Consider the following 16,710-nt stretch of genomic DNA (forward strand, 5'->3'; position numbering starts at 1 on the left):
GTTCGAAGCCAGTCCGAGGTTTCGTTCGCTCGGGCTTCAAATTCTCGTGTGCTATCGGGCTTCGGTTACCGACGCCGCTATGACTTCGTTTCGGGCGTCCGACTGGGGTCCCACTCGTCGTAATGGACCAGTTCCGTTCTGTCGATGCGACTACGCCAGCCTTCCCGTTGCAGTACCGGTTCAGCAGGGAAGCCGTCTTCCGGGTAGCCGACACAGAGGTAGGCCACAGGCTGAACGTGGTGTGGAATGTTCAACACCGCACGGAGTTCGTGGGGATACAGAAACGAGACCCAGCCGACACCGATGCCCTCGACACGGGCAGCGAGCCAGAGGTTCTGTACGGCGAGACACGTCGAATAGACGTCCATTCGCTGCATCGTATTCCGGCCGAGGACGTGTGGCGCATCGCGAGTGGGGTCACAGGTAACACAGATATTCACCGGGGCATCGGTTATCCCCTCCAGTTTCAACTGGCCGAAATCGGATTTGCGCGGCTCCTCGTAGCCTTCGCGTGCGGCGGCTATCGCCCGTTCGGCAATCGCGGCGACCGCTGACTTCGTCTGTTCGTCCTCGATCACGACGAAATCCCACGGTTGCGAGAACCCGACGCTGGGCGCGTTGTGTGCGGCATCAAGGATCCGCGTCAGAACGTCATCAGGAACGGAGTCCGCGGAAAATCGTCTGATATCCCGTCGCGAGTAGATGGACTTGTAGACCGCCTCGCGGTCGCGTGGTCCGAACTCAACCATATCTTCCCTGACAAACGACAGTTGTAAACCGGTTGTGCTGACCGACAGTGTCCCGGGTACGACGAGATGCGAACGCGAAACAGACTGTGAGCGGTGCCAGTCAGCCCGAGACGGGGTAACGGCTATTGTGGTGGGACACCTTGACACACTCGTTCGGTGGGGCTGTCCATGGACAGATACGAGACGTTCGTCGAGGACGGAACCGTGTACGTCGGGAGTGACGACGGCCTGCTGGAAGTGGCTCCGCTCGACGACATCGTCACGGCCGCCGGCGGGCCGGCCTGGACGATCACCTACTCCGAGGCCGAGAAGGAGCGGTACGCCGGGATGGATACCAGCGACGAGGGGCTGGTGGTCGACGTAGTCGATATGTTACACGCGATGACCCACAGCCAGCGGTTCGTCGACACGCTGGCCGCGCATCCGACAGCGGTCCCAGCAGACGACACTATCTCACCGCGAGCCGGTCTGTTCGTCGGAAAACTCCTGGAGAATCTGGAACACGGTGTCGCCTGAGAGCCCTTATACTGCCGGCTGTAAGCCTGTGAAGAATTTCGTCACCTCGGGGTGGCGATTATCTTGAAATAGTTACAGCCGACAGTATTAGAAATCCGCGAGCGTGGTCTGGCCGGGCGGGAGTGAAATGTGAGTGTCAGCGGGGTCTCCATCTTCATCTATCGCATCTCCGGCAACCTCGCTGTCACCGAACGTTCCGAGACCGACCTGTCCTTCCTCGTCCTGTTCTTTAGCCGTCTCCGAGCTGTTGTCGGCGACGGAGCTATCGGTCGTCTCCTCGGTTCCAGCGTCGCCGCTGAACCCGTCCAGATTGGCCTGCTCGCCGGCCGAGAAATCAAGGTTCGAGACGCGGACACCGACCTTCCGCACCGGGTCGTCGTCGAACTCACCGAGCAGGTCCAGCGCGACGCGCCTGACAAGGTCGGGCTCCTCGACCGGGCCGGGGAGCGACCGGGCGCGCGTGTTCACGTCGAACGGCGGCGTCACGACCTTGATGCCGATGGTCTGGTAGCGCGCGCCCTTTCGCTGTGCGCGGTCGGCGACAGCGTCGGCGAGGGTGCGAACCTGTCGACACTTGGCCTCCATCTCGGCCGTCGCGTCGGTGAACGCGGACTCCCGCGAGAGGCTCTTGGGGTCGCCTTTCGGAGTCACCGACCGCTCGTCCTCGCCGCGGGCGTAGCGTCGTATCTCGCGGCCGCGCTCGCCGAAGCGGTCGGCCAGCAGTTCCGGATCGGCGGCCGCCAAGTCTCCTGCGGTCTCGATGTCGAGCGAATCGAGTTCTCTGGCGGTGACCGGGCCGACGCCGTGGACGTCCTCGACGGGGAGGTCATCAAAGAACTCCCGGACAGCCCCGGGCTCGACGACGACTAGACCGTCTGGCTTGTCCCGGTCGCTGGCCACCTTCGCGGCGCTCATCGTCGGCGCGACGCCGACGCTCGCCGCCACGCCCACCTCCGATTCGATGGTGTCTTTCAGGTCTTGTGCCCACGACTCGACGGTCTCCCAGGAGACCTGTTCGGTCACATCCAGATACGCCTCGTCGATGCTCACCTCGCGGACGACGTCCGCTTCTGCATGGAGGATGTCCCGGACATCCGCGGCGACGGACTCGTAGAAGTCCATCTCGACCGGGCGGTAGAACCCAGCATCCTCGACATCGAGAGCCGGGTCCTCGACGGCGTCGACCTTCCGTGGGAGCCGCTCCAGCGCCTCAGAAATCGCCATCGCCGATTCGACGCCGTACGCCCGCGCCTCGTAGCTCGCTGTCGCGACGGCCCCGTGGGTCGCGCCGTTCTCGTAGCCCATCCCCACGACGAGCGGCTCGCCCCTGAGTGCCGGCTCCCGCCGCTGTTCGCAGGCGGCGTAGAAACAGTCCATGTCGACGTGCGCGACTATCTGCTCGGGTCCGCTGGTCCCGGGGAGCCGCGCGGCGTCCATACCCGACGCTACGCGTACTGGCAGAAAATCCCTCCGGCCCTCGCCGGCCCTATCAGGTCAACGTATGGACTGGTACATCGAAACCACCTCGAAAATCGGGAGCAGGGAAAGGGGTGGGGGTGGGGGTGAGGTGTCAGCTGCTCCGTCTGCCGTTAGTTCCAAAGCGATACGTGGCCGGTGGAGTGGCCAGTCTCCACCGGCGATGATCGTCCGCCGATGCCAATCCCGGATGGTACGACGGTCGTTCCCGCCGGGAGCGTAGGAAGCTCCATGTTAACAAAAGTCATGATAATACTTCAATGTTGGCCGAAGTTATGTCCGACTCACACTTTGAGGTTCCCCGGTCGCGCCCCGCTCGAAACGCTTTCAATCCTCTCCCCACGACTGCGACGTAATGACAGAACTGACGGACTCGCTGCCGGACAGACCGCTCTCGACGAGCGAGATCTCGGCCCTCGAAGCCCAGCACGACGACTACGGCTTCGCGCCAGTCGGGTTCTTCCCCGACCTCGACGTGGTAGCCGCGTTCGTCGTTATCATCGACGGCGACCGCGGCTACAGCCTCGGCTACGACCGCGACGGCGACGGCTGGGTCGTCGTCGAGTCCTTCGAGGATGGGGAAGACTTCGCCGGCGTCACCGACCGCCTCCAGGAGTGGATGGGCGACGACTGGGCGGAGTTTGAGGAGGCTGCCGTCGAACCGGAGTGACGGCGTCTGGGAGCTACGAAGATGGCTGCGAGACGTCGACGAAGTTCAAAACGCCTGATAACGCCTCGGCTGATCGTTTTTGCTGACACAGAATGCGGCGGCCGGGATTTGAACTCGACTGCAAATCCTCGCTGTCGCTCGGATTTCCGTAGTTCAAATCCCTCTGTACAGCATTTGCTGTTCGCGGTTGTGCTCACAGCAAAATGCGGCGACCGGGATTTGAACCCGATGGCGAGACTCGTTGCACTCGTCTCGCGTGATTCAAATCCCTCCGTACAGCATCCGCTCGTCACGTCCGTTCCTCGCAGGATGCGGCGACCGGGATTTGAACCCGGGCCATGAGCTTGGAAGGCTCAGGTCCTACCACTAGACCACCGCCGCCCATCGCTTCGCGTCTTCACGGCGTGCCTCGCGATTCCGTCGGAACCGCTCACCACTGCCGCACGCTCACTCGTGCGGACACAGACCAGATGGACTGTGTTTCGCCCGAGTGCGAACGTACACGTCCATAGATGGAAGGCAATTAAGTGCGTTTCCCTTCTGGCTCGACAACCCCGTAACAGTTGCCGCTTGACAGCTCCATCGAGACGAGTCGGAGGTCGCTGTCGGCGACATCGCGCTCGAACTCGGCCGGCGCGTAGATGTGGTAGAACCGCGGGACCGTCTCCCCGCCGGGGAGCGTCCAGTCGACAGTCGTGTCGAAGCCTTCGTCCGCGTCAGGGTCGGCGTCGAAGCTGTCGTGGGCCGTACTCCACGCGCTGACGAGCGCCCGAGCGCCCGGCGCGAGCACGCGGGCCAGTTCGTCCAGACTGGCGCGGCGGGCGGATTGTGACGGCAGGTGATGCAGCGTCGCGACGTACACCGCGAGGTCGACGGCCCCGGCAGCGAGCGGGAGTCGGGTCGCGTCGCCCTGCAGCAGCGCCACGCTATCGCCGACGCGGTCGGTCGCCGCCTGCAGGAGCGCGCGGCTGGCGTCGAGTCCGACGACGCGATCAGCGACCCCAGCGAGCAGTTCCGCGTGGCGGCCGTTGCCACAGCCGACGTCGAGCGCCGTCCCAACACTGCCGGACCCGTCGACGAACGATTCGACCTCCGGCCAGGCGTACTCCCGGGTCTTCGAGAAGTGGTCGCCGATGTCCTCGTACGTCCGGCGGACGGCGGCCCGCGAGCGCGCCGGGTCGTCGCTGTCGGCGCTCGGGTCAGAGGGTGGCATCGGACGACCGCGTCACTCCGCGCCGTACTTTTCCGGGTAGGCCTCGGCGAGGAGTTCGTCCTCGTCGGCCAGTCGCTCCCGAACCGGGTCGATAACGTCCGATATCGCGCCCGCGGCGGACGGCTTCAGGTCGGCGGGGTGGAGTTCGCCGCTGAGGAAGTCCGCTTCGACCTCGTCGTAGCTCTCGTAGGTGAGGTCGCCGCCGTACTCCTCCGGGCGCTCGACGACGAAGGACTCGCCGCGGACGTCCAGAACCGGGAAGACGAGATGATTGAGGTATTCCAGCACGCCGTTCTCCTCCACCTCGCCGGCCGGGCAGTACGCCTGCCCGATTTTCTCGTCGACCTCGGCCGGGCTGTCGGTGAGGTTCACCTTGGACGCTTCGTCGGAGGCGCTCATCTTGCCGCCGGAAAGGCCCGACAACAGCGGGGCAAACAGGCAAATCGGCGACTCGCCGCCGTGGTTCGGGAGGATTTCGCGGGAGAGCATGTAGATGCCGCGCTGGTCGACGCCGCCGTAGGCGATGTCGGCGTCGAGTGCCTTCACGTCGAGCGTCTGCATCAGCGGGTAGATGAGCCCGCCGAGGTTCGGGCTGTCGGACTCGCGGACGACCTCGCTGGCGGCGCGCTGGGTCCGCGAAATGGTCGTCTCGGCAGCCATCCGGTACATCTCGAGCGTGTAGTCCTCGTCGAGCTGGAAGTCGGTCCCGCGGACGAAGGTCACGTCTTCGGGGTCCGCGCCGGCTGCTTCAATCATACCCTCGATGGCCGTCTCGTAGTAGGCCGAGCGGGCGTCAAGCAGGTCGAACGGCGATTTGTTGTCGTCGAGGTGGGCGTGCAAGTCAGCGATGAGGACTGTCACGTCGACGCCGGCCCGCAGGAAGTCCGCGAGCTTCCGCATCGTCGTGAAGTGACCGATGTGCATCTCGCCGGTCGGCGCGTAGCCGATGTACGCCGACGGGTCGCTCTCCTCGAACAGCGTTCGCAGTTCGTCCTCGGTGACGACCTCTGTGGTGTGTTTCGTCACCAGATCGAGTCGCTCGGCGGTATCCATACCGATGTGTGGCCGGTCCGGCGATTAAAACGTTCCTGTCCGGTGTGACGGGCTGTCGGGGTGGGCCGTACTGTTTTACGACAGCGGGGCACAATCGGGGGTAGATGTCGCTCCTGTTCGACCACGTCATCGGGTCCTTCGACCTCGACGACGCCACGCTGTGTGTCCCCGATGACGACGCCCTCGACGACCGCGGCGATGTCATCCCCGCACGGCCCGTCGCCGAGTTCGCGAGCCACCACGACGGACTCGCCCACCCCGAGGAGGACTGGGTGTGCATCCCGCTGCACGAACCGGGTTCGGCGCGGCTCACCGGCGAGTTCGTCGCCTTCACCGACCACTCCCTTCACGGCGGAATATTCGTTTTCGAGCGCGACGGCGAACGTGACTTCGTCGACGCGGACGACTTCGGGGCCACGGGACTCGCCGACCGAATCCGCTTCTGGCACTCCGACTACGTCCCGGAGACGTACCCGCCCTCCTACGACTCACCGATAGACGACAGTGAGCCGCCGCGGAACCCGATACCGCGAGATGACCTGATTGCGGGCCTTCACGCACACGTCGAACGCGAACGCGAAGCGACTCGCCAGCACAACCGAGAACGGGCCGAGCGGCGCTCGCCGGGCGGGGTGTACGAGGCCGGTGGCGACGCGGTCCCCGAACTCCACGCACGGGGGAGGGACGACGGAACGTACCGGTTCCGCGTCGACCCGCCCGCCGACGTTGCCGCCGAATGGAGCGGCGACTGGGCCTTCGTCGTGGAATCCGTCTTCGGCATCCACCAGGGGAACGAGGTGCTGGTCCACGACGTGGACGGGTCCCGAGCGACCGGCCCGTTCCCGGTCGCGGCGACGGTCGAGCGTATCCGCGGGCGGTCGGTCTGGCTCGCGGTGAACTGGGCCGAGGTCGACGGCGCGACGACACTGGAAAGCGCGCTCACCGACGGTGACGCCACCTACGGACTCACAGCATTGCTCAACCCCGTTCCGTTCGACCGCGAACGGGAGGCGGTCGAGGCCTTGTCTGACCACCGCTTCCGGGACGTGCTCGCCGGCGACCGGCCGATAACCTTCTCGAACGGGGCGGCCGCCCGGAGCGACCAGTTCGACGGGGAACTGAATCAGGAGCAGCAACTGGCCGTCGAGCACGCGCTGCTGGCCGACGACCTGTTCTGTATCCACGGCCCGCCGGGAACCGGGAAAACTCGGACGCTGGTCGAAATCGTCCGGCGGGCCGCACAGGCCGGTGAAGACGTGCTGGTATGTGCGGACTCGAACCAGGCCGTCGACAATCTCGTGGCAGGGTCCTCGACGGATGACACGGTGGACCCGCAGTCGCTGCACGCGTACGGCCAGCACGGCGACGGCGACTACACCCTCGACCGCGTGAACGCGGGCCAGTCGTCGAACGGCGTCGTCCGGCGGGCCTACGGCGACGTACCCGGACGGGCCGACGTGGTGGCGGTGACGAACAACAGCGCCGCCACGCTCGCCCGAGAATTCGACCTGGTCGTGCTCGACGAGGCGACGCAGTCGACCTGCGCGGCGTCGTGTATCCCGCTGGTCCGGGCCGACCGCGCCGTGCTCGCCGGCGACCACCGACAGCTCCCGCCCTACAGCGCGAGCGACGAACCGCCGGCGTCGAGCTACGGCCACTCGCTGTTCGAGCATCTCTACTCCGACGGCGGCGTCTACGACGGCGTCGGCCTCCAGCTCCAGACCCAATACCGGATGCACCGGGACATCGCGTACTTCCCGAACCGGCGGTTCTACGACCGGACACTGCGGAACGGCCGGGCCATCGACCCGCTTGCGGACCGGCCGGCAATCGAGGGGTACAATGTCGGCGGCCGGGTCGAAACGGTCGGTCACTCCAAATCGAATCCCACCGAAGCCAGACTGGTCGCACATCTCGTTCAGGACCTGCTGTCGGACGTGCCCGCCGAGGAGATTGGCGTCATCACACCGTACAGCGCACAAGTGTCTCGCATTCGTGAAACACTCACGGAGCGTACTGACGATGCGGACAGCGTCACCGTCGACACTATCGACTCGTTTCAGGGCGGTGAACGAACGGCCATCGTCCTCTCGCTCGTCCGGAGCAACGCAGCCGGGAACGTCGGGTTCCTCGGGCGACCGGTCGACGGCCCCCGACGGTTGAACGTCGCGCTCACGCGGGCGAAGCGCTACTGCGCCGTCGTCGCCGACTGGCACACGCTCCGCTACGACGCCGACGGGAAGTGTACGGACCTCTACAGCGACTTCTACCAGTTTGTCTCGAACACTGACCGCCTGAACGACGTGGACCCCGAGTTCATTCCGGTATAGCCGGCCAGTTACCGCCCTCCTGCGATGGGTCCAAATACGTCCGACCCAACTGTCTCACATGTACACGGGGAAAACAGAGAAGGCCTGCTGTCTGTGCGGGAATCCCGACACGAAGACCCGTCTGGACCTGCCTCCGCGGGCGGTCCCACTGCTCAAGCACGCCGACCCCATCGCCTGGCAGGACATCGTCGGCGAGGTGTCAATCTACTTCTGTGACTCCGACTGGGAGACGGTGCGGGACCTCGTGTTAGAGACCGGGATGAGTCCGCTGTCCCGGTGTAACGCCGCCCGCGCCTCCTTCGACCTCCGGGAGGACTTCGAAGCGCTGCTGAACGACATCCGGGACGAGCCGGACCACACGGAGATCGAAGCGGAGATGCGCGCCGAAGCCGAGGAGACGCTGGCGAACCGCGACGACCCTTACGTCGAGGAGCGGGACCTTGTCGAGGCCCGCGTCATCGAATGGGTCTTCGAGGACACCGAGGTCGAGTAATCCTACGAAGGCAGCGGTACCGCTTTCGTATCCAAACTGTTTTGACCACCCACAGCCGTGTGTCAAGCGATGACTGTACGCGTAGGTGTGCTCGGTGCGACTGGCGCAGTCGGGCAGCGACTTATCCAACTGCTCGACCCCCACCCCGAGTTCGAAATCGCAGCACTGACGGCCAGCGACGCAAGCGTTGGCGAGACATACAAGGACGCCGCCAAGTGGCGTGTCGACTCCCCGATTCCCGAGGACGTGGCTGGGTTAGAAGTCCGCGCCACCGACCCGGATTCGGTACCCGACGACGTCGATCTCATCTTCTCCTCGCTCCCGTCGAGCGTCGGCGCGGAGGTCGAACCGGAGTTCTGCGAGGCCGGCTACACCGTCTCCTCGAACTCCTCGAACGGCCGGATGGACGAGGACGTGCCGCTCATCATCCCAGAGGTCAACGCCGACCACGTCGACCTCCTCGAAGTCCAGCGCGACGAACGTGGCTGGGACGGCGCGCTCCTGAAGAACCCGAACTGCTCGACCATCACGATGGTGCCGCCGCTGGCCACCCTCGACCGAGAGTTCGACCTGACCGATGTACGTGTCTCGACGCTTCAGGCCGTCTCCGGCGCGGGCTACTCCGGCGTCTCGTCGATGGAGATCATCGACAACGCCATCCCGCACATCGGCGGCGAGGAGCAGAAGATGGAGACCGAATCCCGAAAACTGCTCGGTTCGTTCGACGGCGCGGAAGTCCATCTCAACGAGATGGACGTGGCAGCCTCCTGTAACCGCATCCCGACGCTCGACGGCCACCTCGAAAACGTTTGGGCCGACACCACGGAGGACATCTCCACGGCTGATGCCGAGGCCGCGATGGAGTCGGCTACCGGTATCGACCTGCCGTCCTCGCCGGAGAAACTCATCACGGTGTTCGAGGAACCCGACCGCCCACAGCCGCGACTGGACCGCAACGTCGAGGACGGCATGGGCGTCGCAGTCGGTGGGTTCCGCGAGACGACCGACGGCGTCCAGTTCAACTGCCTCGCGCACAACACGATGCGGGGTGCCGCGGGCGCGAGCGTGCTGAACGGCGAACTGCTGAACAAGCGCGGCTACCTGTAAGGGCTATCGCGTTCGATTCAGCGATAGCACTTACAGCGCAATCTGGTTCCTGAGCCCGTCCCACTCGCCGGTTCGCTCGGCCCGCTGGACGTTCTCGGCGACGATATCTGCCAGTCGCTCGTAGTAGCTCGGCGTGTGACCGGCGTTGTGTGGCGTAATGAGGACGTTCTCGAAGTCCCACAGCGGGTGGTCGCCGGGCAGCGGTTCGGGGTCGGTCACGTCCAGCGCCGCGCCGTCGATGTGGTTGCGCTGGAGCGCACTGACCAGCGCATCGGTATCGACAACTGGGCCGCGGGCGACGTTGGTGAGCACCGCGCTGGGAGGCATCGTCTCGAACACCTCGGTATCGATGAGATGACGTGTCGCGTCGGTGAGCGGGCAGGCGAGACCGACGTACTCCGTGTCGGCGACGGCCTCGTGGATGTCGTCGAAGCCGTACACCTCGTCGGTCGGACCGCCCTTCTCCGGCGAGTAGCGAACGCCGACAGTTTCCACGTCGAATCCCTGGACGCGGTCGACGATGGCTTCACCGATCTCGCCGAGTCCGACGATGCAGACGCGGCTCCCAGCGAAGTCGTCGGTGTGGAAGGACTGCCAGACGTGGTCGCGCTGGTGGCGGCGGGCGGTGAAAAAGCCCCGGGCGAAGGCGAGCCACGAGCCGACGACGTTCTCGGCGACGTTCGGCCCGTGGACGCCGGAGGCCGTCGTGAGCGCAATGTCGCGGTCGGCCAGTTCCGAGAGCGGAAGGTGGTCGTATCCAGCGTATGTCCCTGCAAACAACCGCAGCGAGTCGGCAGTGTCGACCAGTTCCGGTGAGACATCGTTGCCGGTCAGGACCGTCGCGTCCGCGATCAAGTCCCGCTCGGCCTCGGGCGTCTCCGCGACGGCGATGTCCCACTCCGGCAGTCGCTCCCGGAGCGCTGCCGCGTACTGGTCGACCGGCATTCCGTGAACGTCGTATCGGGTCACGACGATGTCGGCCATTGAACCCCTCCTGTGGCGTGCGGAACCATACCGGCTGTCCACGCGGGGGCCTCAAAACGGTGCCGGCAGTCTGTTGACCGCGCTCCGGAGATATTGTTAGTATTACTGTATTTAGAGAACGGAGGAATTACCAGTCTAGATTAGTAAAATTTGTACTAATAGTATACCGATATCTTAGCATATTTGTAGGATGACCAACGTAGAACTTCGAAGGAATGGGGAGACCGACGAGCGTTGCGGTAATTGATGACGATACGGACTATAGACAGCTCTACAAACTTTGGCTTCCGGAGGAATACGAGGTTATAGAGGCCGGTAACGGCCGTACGGGGTTACAGCGGATTGACGACTCAATCGATGCGGTACTGCTGGACCGGCAGATGCCGGAACTAGACGGCGAAACCGTCGCCGCAAGACTCAGACAGCGGCCAGTTACCCCTGCGGTCGTGATGATAAGCAGCGTCAAGCCGGACGTGGATATTCTGGACATTCCCGTCGATTCGTATCTCAGAAAGCCCGCCGACCGGGATACCCTGTTGTCGGTACTCTCGGCAGTTCAGCGTCGGTGCGAATACGAGACGCAACGCCGGGAGCTCCTGGGACTTGCCGACCGACGAGCCACAGTCGCTGACGCAGTACGGGCGACGGCACTCGCGGAGAGCGAAGCGTACAAGCGGGCCGTCGAGCGGCTGGAACAACACAACGTGTCGCTTGCCGACACAGTGACCGAACCATAGCCTAATGTGGCCCAGTTGGGACGGATTGCTGTAGATTAGTTTCGGCTAGCTCCGGCCCCGGGGTCGGAACATCCCGGTAAATCGCTCTAAGACCCGTATCAGTCACAGGAGGGCATCAGACCGCGGATTCGATGCAAGACAATAGGTTTTAGCGGGCGCGGGACGCCGTAGCGGGTATGGAACACGTAGACGTCGCCATTGTGGGTGGTGGCCCGGCCGGGTCGTCGGCGGCCGAGGCTGCAGCCGACCACGGGGCCGACGCCGTCCTCCTCGAAAAGGGGGTCCCCAGAGCCGACCGCGAGGGGGCGGGGCCGGACTCGACGGACGCCGCCGGGCTGCTCGATTACTGGTTCGACATCATGGGTATTCCGCGGTCGGAGTTCCCCGAAGACGTGGTGCTGAGTGAACTCGACGGGGCGAAGTTCTACGGCCCCTCGACGGAGATGACGCTCACGGAGACCGGTATCAGTTCCAGCGCCGACGGCTTCGGCATCACGTTCCACCGGGCGCGGTTCGACGACTGGCTCCGCGAACGGGCAACGGAAGCGGGCGCGGACTACCGCGTCGGCGTCAGCGTCACCGGCGTCGAGACCGACCTGGGGAGTTCGCCGCGACACACCGTTCGGCTGGCCAACGGTGAAGACATCGCCGCTGAGTACGTGATTCTCGCGGATGGCCCACAGCGGACCGTCACTGGCGGGACGCTCGACCAGTTCCTCCCGGCCGGACAGACGATGGCCGACATCATGCCGTCGAACAAGGCCAACCACATCGCCTATCAGGAGCACCGACGGATGCCCGAGGAACTGTTCACGCCGGAGTTCATCGAGTTCTGGTGGGGCATGATGCCCGGCCACACTGCGTATCCATGGATTTTCCCGAACGACAACTCCGTCGCGCGCATCGGTCTGACGATGCCCATCGGGCTGGATATCGATGCCTACGACCGCAGCGAGTGGGACCTACTCAGAGAAAGCGACGACAGCATCCCACAGGGCCGGCAGTACATCGAGCGACTGCTCGAACGGGAGTTCCAGGCGTACGACCTCGAGGACTTCCCGCTCGTCGAGGACCGTGGGAAATCGAAGGGGACGGAGACGTACCCTATCTCCTCGACTCGGCCGATAGAGTCCCCGGTGGGTGCCGGCATCGCTGTGGCCGGCGGGGCAATGGGGACCACCTCGGCGTTCCACGAGGGCGGCGACCACGTCGCCGTTCGCACCGGGAAAATCGCCGGCCGCCTCGCCGCGAACGACCGCCTCGAACGGTACAACGACGCCTGGCACGACGCCATCGGCGACGAAATCCTCCGGAACGTCACCTTCGCGGACATGGTTCGGGACTGGCGGCCCACCGACTGGGACCGGGCCTTTACCACTGCCAATGACCTGATGGACGCTCGCGGAATCAAGGCCGACGCGGCGCTCCGTGGCGGCTTCAACGGCATCAAGATGGTGTTCTCCTACAAGCGGAAGAAGTTCTCCTACCGCAACGGCAAGTACGTCCAACTGCGCGAGGACGACTACGCCGTCTGAACGTCACCCTTAGGTGTGCGACCGGCGAACTACGAGTGCGTGCCTTCAATCCCCGACTGAGACCCGTTACCGGGACGATGACGACCCGGAGAACCCGGGCACGCGACATGACCGCGGTTCATACCGCACTTGGTCGCCTTCCGGCGACCCGCCCGGCACGAGGGTTTGCCGGCTGACGTGGCACACCGCCGAGGATGATGCCGGACGTTAGTGTTCCGGGCGTACATTTCGAGTCTACTAGTGGCAACATTTGGCATAATACGGACGGACACACAGTGGCTCTGGTGTGTCATTGAGATGGATTCCTCCGTGATGACACCCTGTTAGCCGGGTCTCCGGGAATCGTTGATAATTGTAGTCCCAACAGTAGGGCTGTCGAGTTGAGTCACATCTCTCAGATTTTCACAGTCTCGATAATGCGGCTGAGTGGCCACTATTGCCCGAGATTTGAAAATTTGCTCGGGGTGCGTTGTATGTTTCCGCAGCCGATGTCTGTATGATAAAGATATTTGCAGTAACATTTAAATATAGATTGGTTGACAGCATAGTTGTAGCTTAGATAATGTTCAGAAACAATCAGGATGGTTCGATTTCCGAGCGGCGTAGCTTCTTGAAAACGGTCGGTGCCGCTGGCCTCGCATGTCTCGCTGGCTGTAGTGGAGACGGCGGTAACGGCGCTGGTGGTGACGGGAATAGTGGCGGCGACGACAGTGGTGGAGACAGCGGTGGCAGCGACGGCAGTGGCAGCAGTACAAATTGGACAATTGGAACGTCGGGGCCGGAGACGGCGACTCACGCGTCAGGGGTGGCGATGGCACAGCTAATCTCCGAAAAGTCCGACAGCATCAGCATGAGCGCCCAGACAACCGGTGGGACCGCCGCAAATCCTCGGTTGATAGCGCAGGGGGACATCGACATCGCCCAGAGCACCGACTGGGCAGTCGCGCGCTCAAACAGCGGGGGAGACCCGTACGGGGAACCGGTCGGGAAGACGATGACGCAGGTGTTACCGTTCATGACCCTGGAGTACTACCTCGTCAGGCGGACCGGCGACGCACTCGAAGGCATCGAGTCGGTATCAGACATTCCCCAGGACGGGTCGGTCTCGATGGCGTTCGGTCAGCGCGGCGGGACGAACTACTTCGCGGGCCTCGACGGGTTCCGACTATCCGGCATCGACAACGTCGAGGACAAGTACGACCTCCAGTCGATGAGTTGGGGAGATCAGGGGGCGCAGTTCGCTGACGGCCGTCTCGATATGATGATGGTCTACGGAGTCAGCCGCGAGGTACTGACCGGGTGGGCGCAGGAGGCCGGCGCACAGGCCGACGTCGCAGTCGTCAACTGGGAGTTCGACGAGTCAGATTTAGCCAACTCCGATCTGCCCTACACGTACATCGAAACGCCGGCCAGCCTATGGGACGGTCAGGATATTCGAATGGACTCCATTCCCGCAGTCGGTGTCGGCTACGAGACTATCTTCCCGGCCGAGGTATCTGAGGAGTTGGGCTATGAGTTCGTCCGTACCGTCATGGAGGACATCGACGCGGTCCGTGAGGCGAGTTCAGTGCTCTCGCGCGCCGGTCCGGACTTCGCACAGGAATTCTTACTCCCCTCGCCGAACGCACCCGTCCATCCCGGCGCTGAGAAGTATTACAAGGAGCAGGACCTTTGGAAGGACGGACTGACCACACTTGAGGAGTATGAGGGGTAACGCGAGCGACCCGTCTCTCGGCCGGCCACCACATCAACGGCAGCCATGACGGGGGAACACACAACCGGGAGCTGGGTCGACCCGTCCCGGGTACGCATGGCCAAGTACGGGTTCCTGATAGCCTTGGGAGTCGCCTCGACGGTCTATCACCTCTGGTTCACCCAGCTGTTCCCGTTCGAACAGGACCAACACAAGATCGCCCACCTCGGATTCATGCTCGTCGGGGCGGCTGTCCTCGCGTATACCCCCGAACCCGAGACACGCCGGGAGCGGTTCGGAAACTACGCGACGTTACTCGAGGCCGCTCTCTCGGCTGTCGTCGCCGTCTACCTCTTTACGGCCTTCAACCGCATCGTCTACGAGCAACTCGGGATATACACCGACCTCGACTTGTTCATGGGGCTGTTGATCATCCTGCTGTTGTTGGATGTCTGCCGGCGGGTTTACGGTCCGATGCTATCGCTGGTCGGCGTAGCTGGCCTTGTCTATGCGCTGTATGGCCCGTATTTCCCGGGTATTTTGAACCACAATGGAGTTCAGGCCGAACGACTGGTGCAGGGTCTGACAGTTGAGTTCGGCAGCGGCGTCTTCGGCGTCATTGTCGAGGTTTCGGGGACGTTTATTATTATCTTCATGATTCTCGCAGGGCTGTTGGAAGCGTACGGCGCGCTGGAGTATTTCGTCCAGGTCGGAACGCTGATCGGCAAACGGGTCCGGTCCGGATTGGCGCAGATGACGACGGTCGCGAGCATGGGTATGGGGTCGGTCAACGGCAGCGCGGCCGCCAACGCGGCGACGACGGGCGCGTTTACGATCCCGTTGCTCAAGCGTCACGGGCTCGATAGAGATACCGCAGCGGCCTACGAGGCGGTGGCCTCCAGCGGCGGCCAGATTATGCCACCGATCATGGGTGCAGCGGCATTCATAATGGCCGAGATCACCGGGACGAGCTACCTGAAAATCATCGTCGTCGGGTTCCTGCCGGCACTCCTGTTCTACGGAACGGTCGCTATCGGTGTTCATCTGACGACCGTCAAAGAAGGGCTCACGAGCGAGATTGACGAGGAAGAACTGACCGACGTAGAGACGGTCGACAGGGATCGGAAAAACGCACTCGATAGGATCTTCGGCCGAACGACAACCGCTGTTTCCTTCGGTCAGATATCGGTTCGTAACCTGATCGTCGAGGGGCTCGCGCTGTGGGTCCCGCTGGCCGTTCTCCTGTACGCACTGGTCGTTCTCCTGTACGATCCGCTGTACGCAGGGTTCCTCTCGATAATGTCCGCGTTCCCGGCCGCGTTCGTCCAGGGGATCTTTTTTCGCGATGGCTACGGAATCCGCGACTTCCTCGTGGACACTATGGACGGCCTGGGCCGCGGGATGGAAAACGCAGCCCCGATCGCGGTGTCGCTGGGCGTGATGAACATCTTCGTCGGTGTGTTGAACCTCACCGGGTTCACGCAGGTGTTCGCCTCCAGCCTCGTTGAACTCTCGGGAGGCGTGCTCGCGCTGTTGCTCATGTTCGCGATGATCGCGGCGCTTCTCTTTGGTCTCGGGATGCCGACCGTCGCGGCCTACATCACGGCCGTGCTGCTGATCGCACCGGCACTGACCGAGGCCGGTGTCGACCTGCTCGCCGCGCACTTCTTCGTGTTCTACTTCGCGATTCTCTCGGCGCTGACGCCGCCGGTTGCCATCGCCTGCCTCGTCACAGCCAGGGTCGCAGGCGGGAATTTCTGGCGGACCGCCGGAAAGTCGCTCGTGCTCGGGGCACCGCTGTTTGTTCTTCCGTACATCTTCGTCGTCAACGATAGCCTGTTGTTCTGGTCAGTTCCGGCGACACCGATTACGTTCGTCGTCGTGGGAATCGGTCTCGTCGCTACCGCGACAGCGATGGTCAACTATTTCTCTGGCCAACTTCGAATCCCGAATCGCGCTGGATTACTGGTGGCTGCGGCAGCAGCGATGTTCGCTCCGCTGGTGCCGATGACCGTTGCCGTCCAGACCGTTGCAACACTCTCTATCCTAGCATTGCTGTACATAGCGGTGAAATACGACTCCGGAGCGGAAACCGGACAGTCCGAGCAGGCCTCAATCGACGACTGACCTACCCGGCATATCGGGTCTTCCGCT

14 protein-coding genes and 1 tRNA gene are annotated in these 16,710 nt (G+C 63.5%); 9 read left to right on the forward strand and 6 right to left on the reverse strand.

The window, feature by feature from the left end; all coding sequences use genetic code 11:
- Positions 1 to 77: 77 nt before the first annotated feature.
- Positions 78 to 749: a 5,6-dimethylbenzimidazole synthase gene (bluB, locus tag VI234_RS07705; protein WP_336329672.1), complete on the reverse strand. Its 672-nt coding sequence runs from the start codon at positions 747 to 749 to the stop codon at positions 78 to 80.
- A gap of 168 nt (positions 750 to 917) precedes the next feature.
- On the opposite strand from bluB, the gene VI234_RS07710 reads away from it, so the two are divergent.
- Positions 918 to 1,265: a hypothetical protein gene (locus VI234_RS07710; protein WP_336329673.1), complete on the forward strand. Its 348-nt coding sequence runs from the start codon at positions 918 to 920 to the stop codon at positions 1,263 to 1,265.
- Between the two features lie 87 nt (positions 1,266 to 1,352).
- Here VI234_RS07710 and dinB read toward each other — a convergent pair whose 3' ends face one another.
- On the reverse strand, positions 1,353 to 2,702 hold the full coding sequence (gene dinB, locus VI234_RS07715; RefSeq protein ID WP_336329674.1) for a DNA polymerase IV: 1,350 nt from the start codon (positions 2,700 to 2,702) through the stop codon (positions 1,353 to 1,355).
- A gap of 394 nt (positions 2,703 to 3,096) precedes the next feature.
- Between dinB and VI234_RS07720 the strand changes: the two genes are divergently transcribed.
- Complete coding sequence (locus VI234_RS07720) at positions 3,097 to 3,411, forward strand: hypothetical protein (protein ID WP_008309918.1); 315 nt, start codon at positions 3,097 to 3,099, stop codon at positions 3,409 to 3,411.
- Positions 3,412 to 3,721: 310 nt separating this feature from the next.
- Here VI234_RS07720 and VI234_RS07725 read toward each other — a convergent pair.
- From VI234_RS07725 to VI234_RS07735, 3 genes are all read right to left on the reverse strand, one after another.
- Positions 3,722 to 3,792 (reverse strand) — tRNA-Gly (locus VI234_RS07725).
- 142 nt (positions 3,793 to 3,934) lie between these two features.
- Positions 3,935 to 4,624 (reverse strand): class I SAM-dependent methyltransferase, encoded by a 690-nt coding sequence (locus VI234_RS07730; protein ID WP_336329675.1) that lies wholly within the window; start codon positions 4,622 to 4,624, stop codon positions 3,935 to 3,937.
- Between the two features lie 12 nt (positions 4,625 to 4,636).
- Positions 4,637 to 5,677, reverse strand: coding sequence for a tyrosine--tRNA ligase (locus VI234_RS07735; RefSeq protein WP_008309921.1), 1,041 nt, complete (start codon positions 5,675 to 5,677; stop codon positions 4,637 to 4,639).
- 104 nt (positions 5,678 to 5,781) lie between these two features.
- Between VI234_RS07735 and VI234_RS07740 the strand changes: the two genes are divergently transcribed.
- The 3 genes from VI234_RS07740 (at position 5,782) to asd (ending at position 9,607) form a co-directional block, all read left to right on the forward strand.
- A complete protein-coding gene (locus VI234_RS07740; protein WP_336329676.1) occupies positions 5,782 to 8,007 on the forward strand; it encodes an AAA domain-containing protein in 2,226 nt (741 codons plus the stop codon).
- 58 nt (positions 8,008 to 8,065) lie between these two features.
- Positions 8,066 to 8,500, forward strand: coding sequence for a hypothetical protein (locus VI234_RS07745; protein ID WP_008309925.1), 435 nt, complete (start codon positions 8,066 to 8,068; stop codon positions 8,498 to 8,500).
- 69 nt (positions 8,501 to 8,569) lie between these two features.
- Positions 8,570 to 9,607 (forward strand): aspartate-semialdehyde dehydrogenase, encoded by a 1,038-nt coding sequence (asd, locus tag VI234_RS07750; protein WP_008309926.1) that lies wholly within the window; start codon positions 8,570 to 8,572, stop codon positions 9,605 to 9,607.
- A gap of 30 nt (positions 9,608 to 9,637) precedes the next feature.
- Here asd and VI234_RS07755 read toward each other — a convergent pair whose 3' ends face one another.
- Positions 9,638 to 10,591 carry a D-2-hydroxyacid dehydrogenase gene (locus VI234_RS07755; protein ID WP_336329677.1) on the reverse strand — a complete coding sequence of 318 codons (954 nt, stop codon included), beginning with the start codon at positions 10,589 to 10,591 and terminating at the stop codon, positions 9,638 to 9,640.
- A gap of 215 nt (positions 10,592 to 10,806) precedes the next feature.
- Between VI234_RS07755 and VI234_RS07760 the strand changes: the two genes are divergently transcribed.
- The 4 genes from VI234_RS07760 to VI234_RS07775 all read left to right on the forward strand — a co-directional run bounded on the left by VI234_RS07760 (position 10,807) and on the right by VI234_RS07775 (position 16,683).
- Positions 10,807 to 11,328 carry a response regulator gene (locus tag VI234_RS07760; RefSeq protein ID WP_336329678.1) on the forward strand — a complete coding sequence of 174 codons (522 nt, stop codon included), beginning with the start codon at positions 10,807 to 10,809 and terminating at the stop codon, positions 11,326 to 11,328.
- Between the two features lie 176 nt (positions 11,329 to 11,504).
- Positions 11,505 to 12,863: an NAD(P)/FAD-dependent oxidoreductase gene (locus VI234_RS07765; RefSeq protein WP_336329679.1), complete on the forward strand. Its 1,359-nt coding sequence runs from the start codon at positions 11,505 to 11,507 to the stop codon at positions 12,861 to 12,863.
- A 562-nt stretch (positions 12,864 to 13,425) separates the two neighbouring features.
- Positions 13,426 to 14,577 carry a TAXI family TRAP transporter solute-binding subunit gene (locus VI234_RS07770; protein ID WP_080504305.1) on the forward strand — a complete coding sequence of 384 codons (1,152 nt, stop codon included), beginning with the start codon at positions 13,426 to 13,428 and terminating at the stop codon, positions 14,575 to 14,577.
- A gap of 45 nt (positions 14,578 to 14,622) precedes the next feature.
- Positions 14,623 to 16,683, forward strand: coding sequence for a TRAP transporter permease (locus tag VI234_RS07775; RefSeq protein WP_008309938.1), 2,061 nt, complete (start codon positions 14,623 to 14,625; stop codon positions 16,681 to 16,683).
- Positions 16,684 to 16,710: the final 27 nt, after the last annotated feature.

This window comes from Haloarcula sp. CGMCC 1.2071 (assembly GCF_037078445.1).
GTDB lineage: Archaea > Halobacteriota > Halobacteria > Halobacteriales > Haloarculaceae > Haloarcula > Haloarcula amylolytica.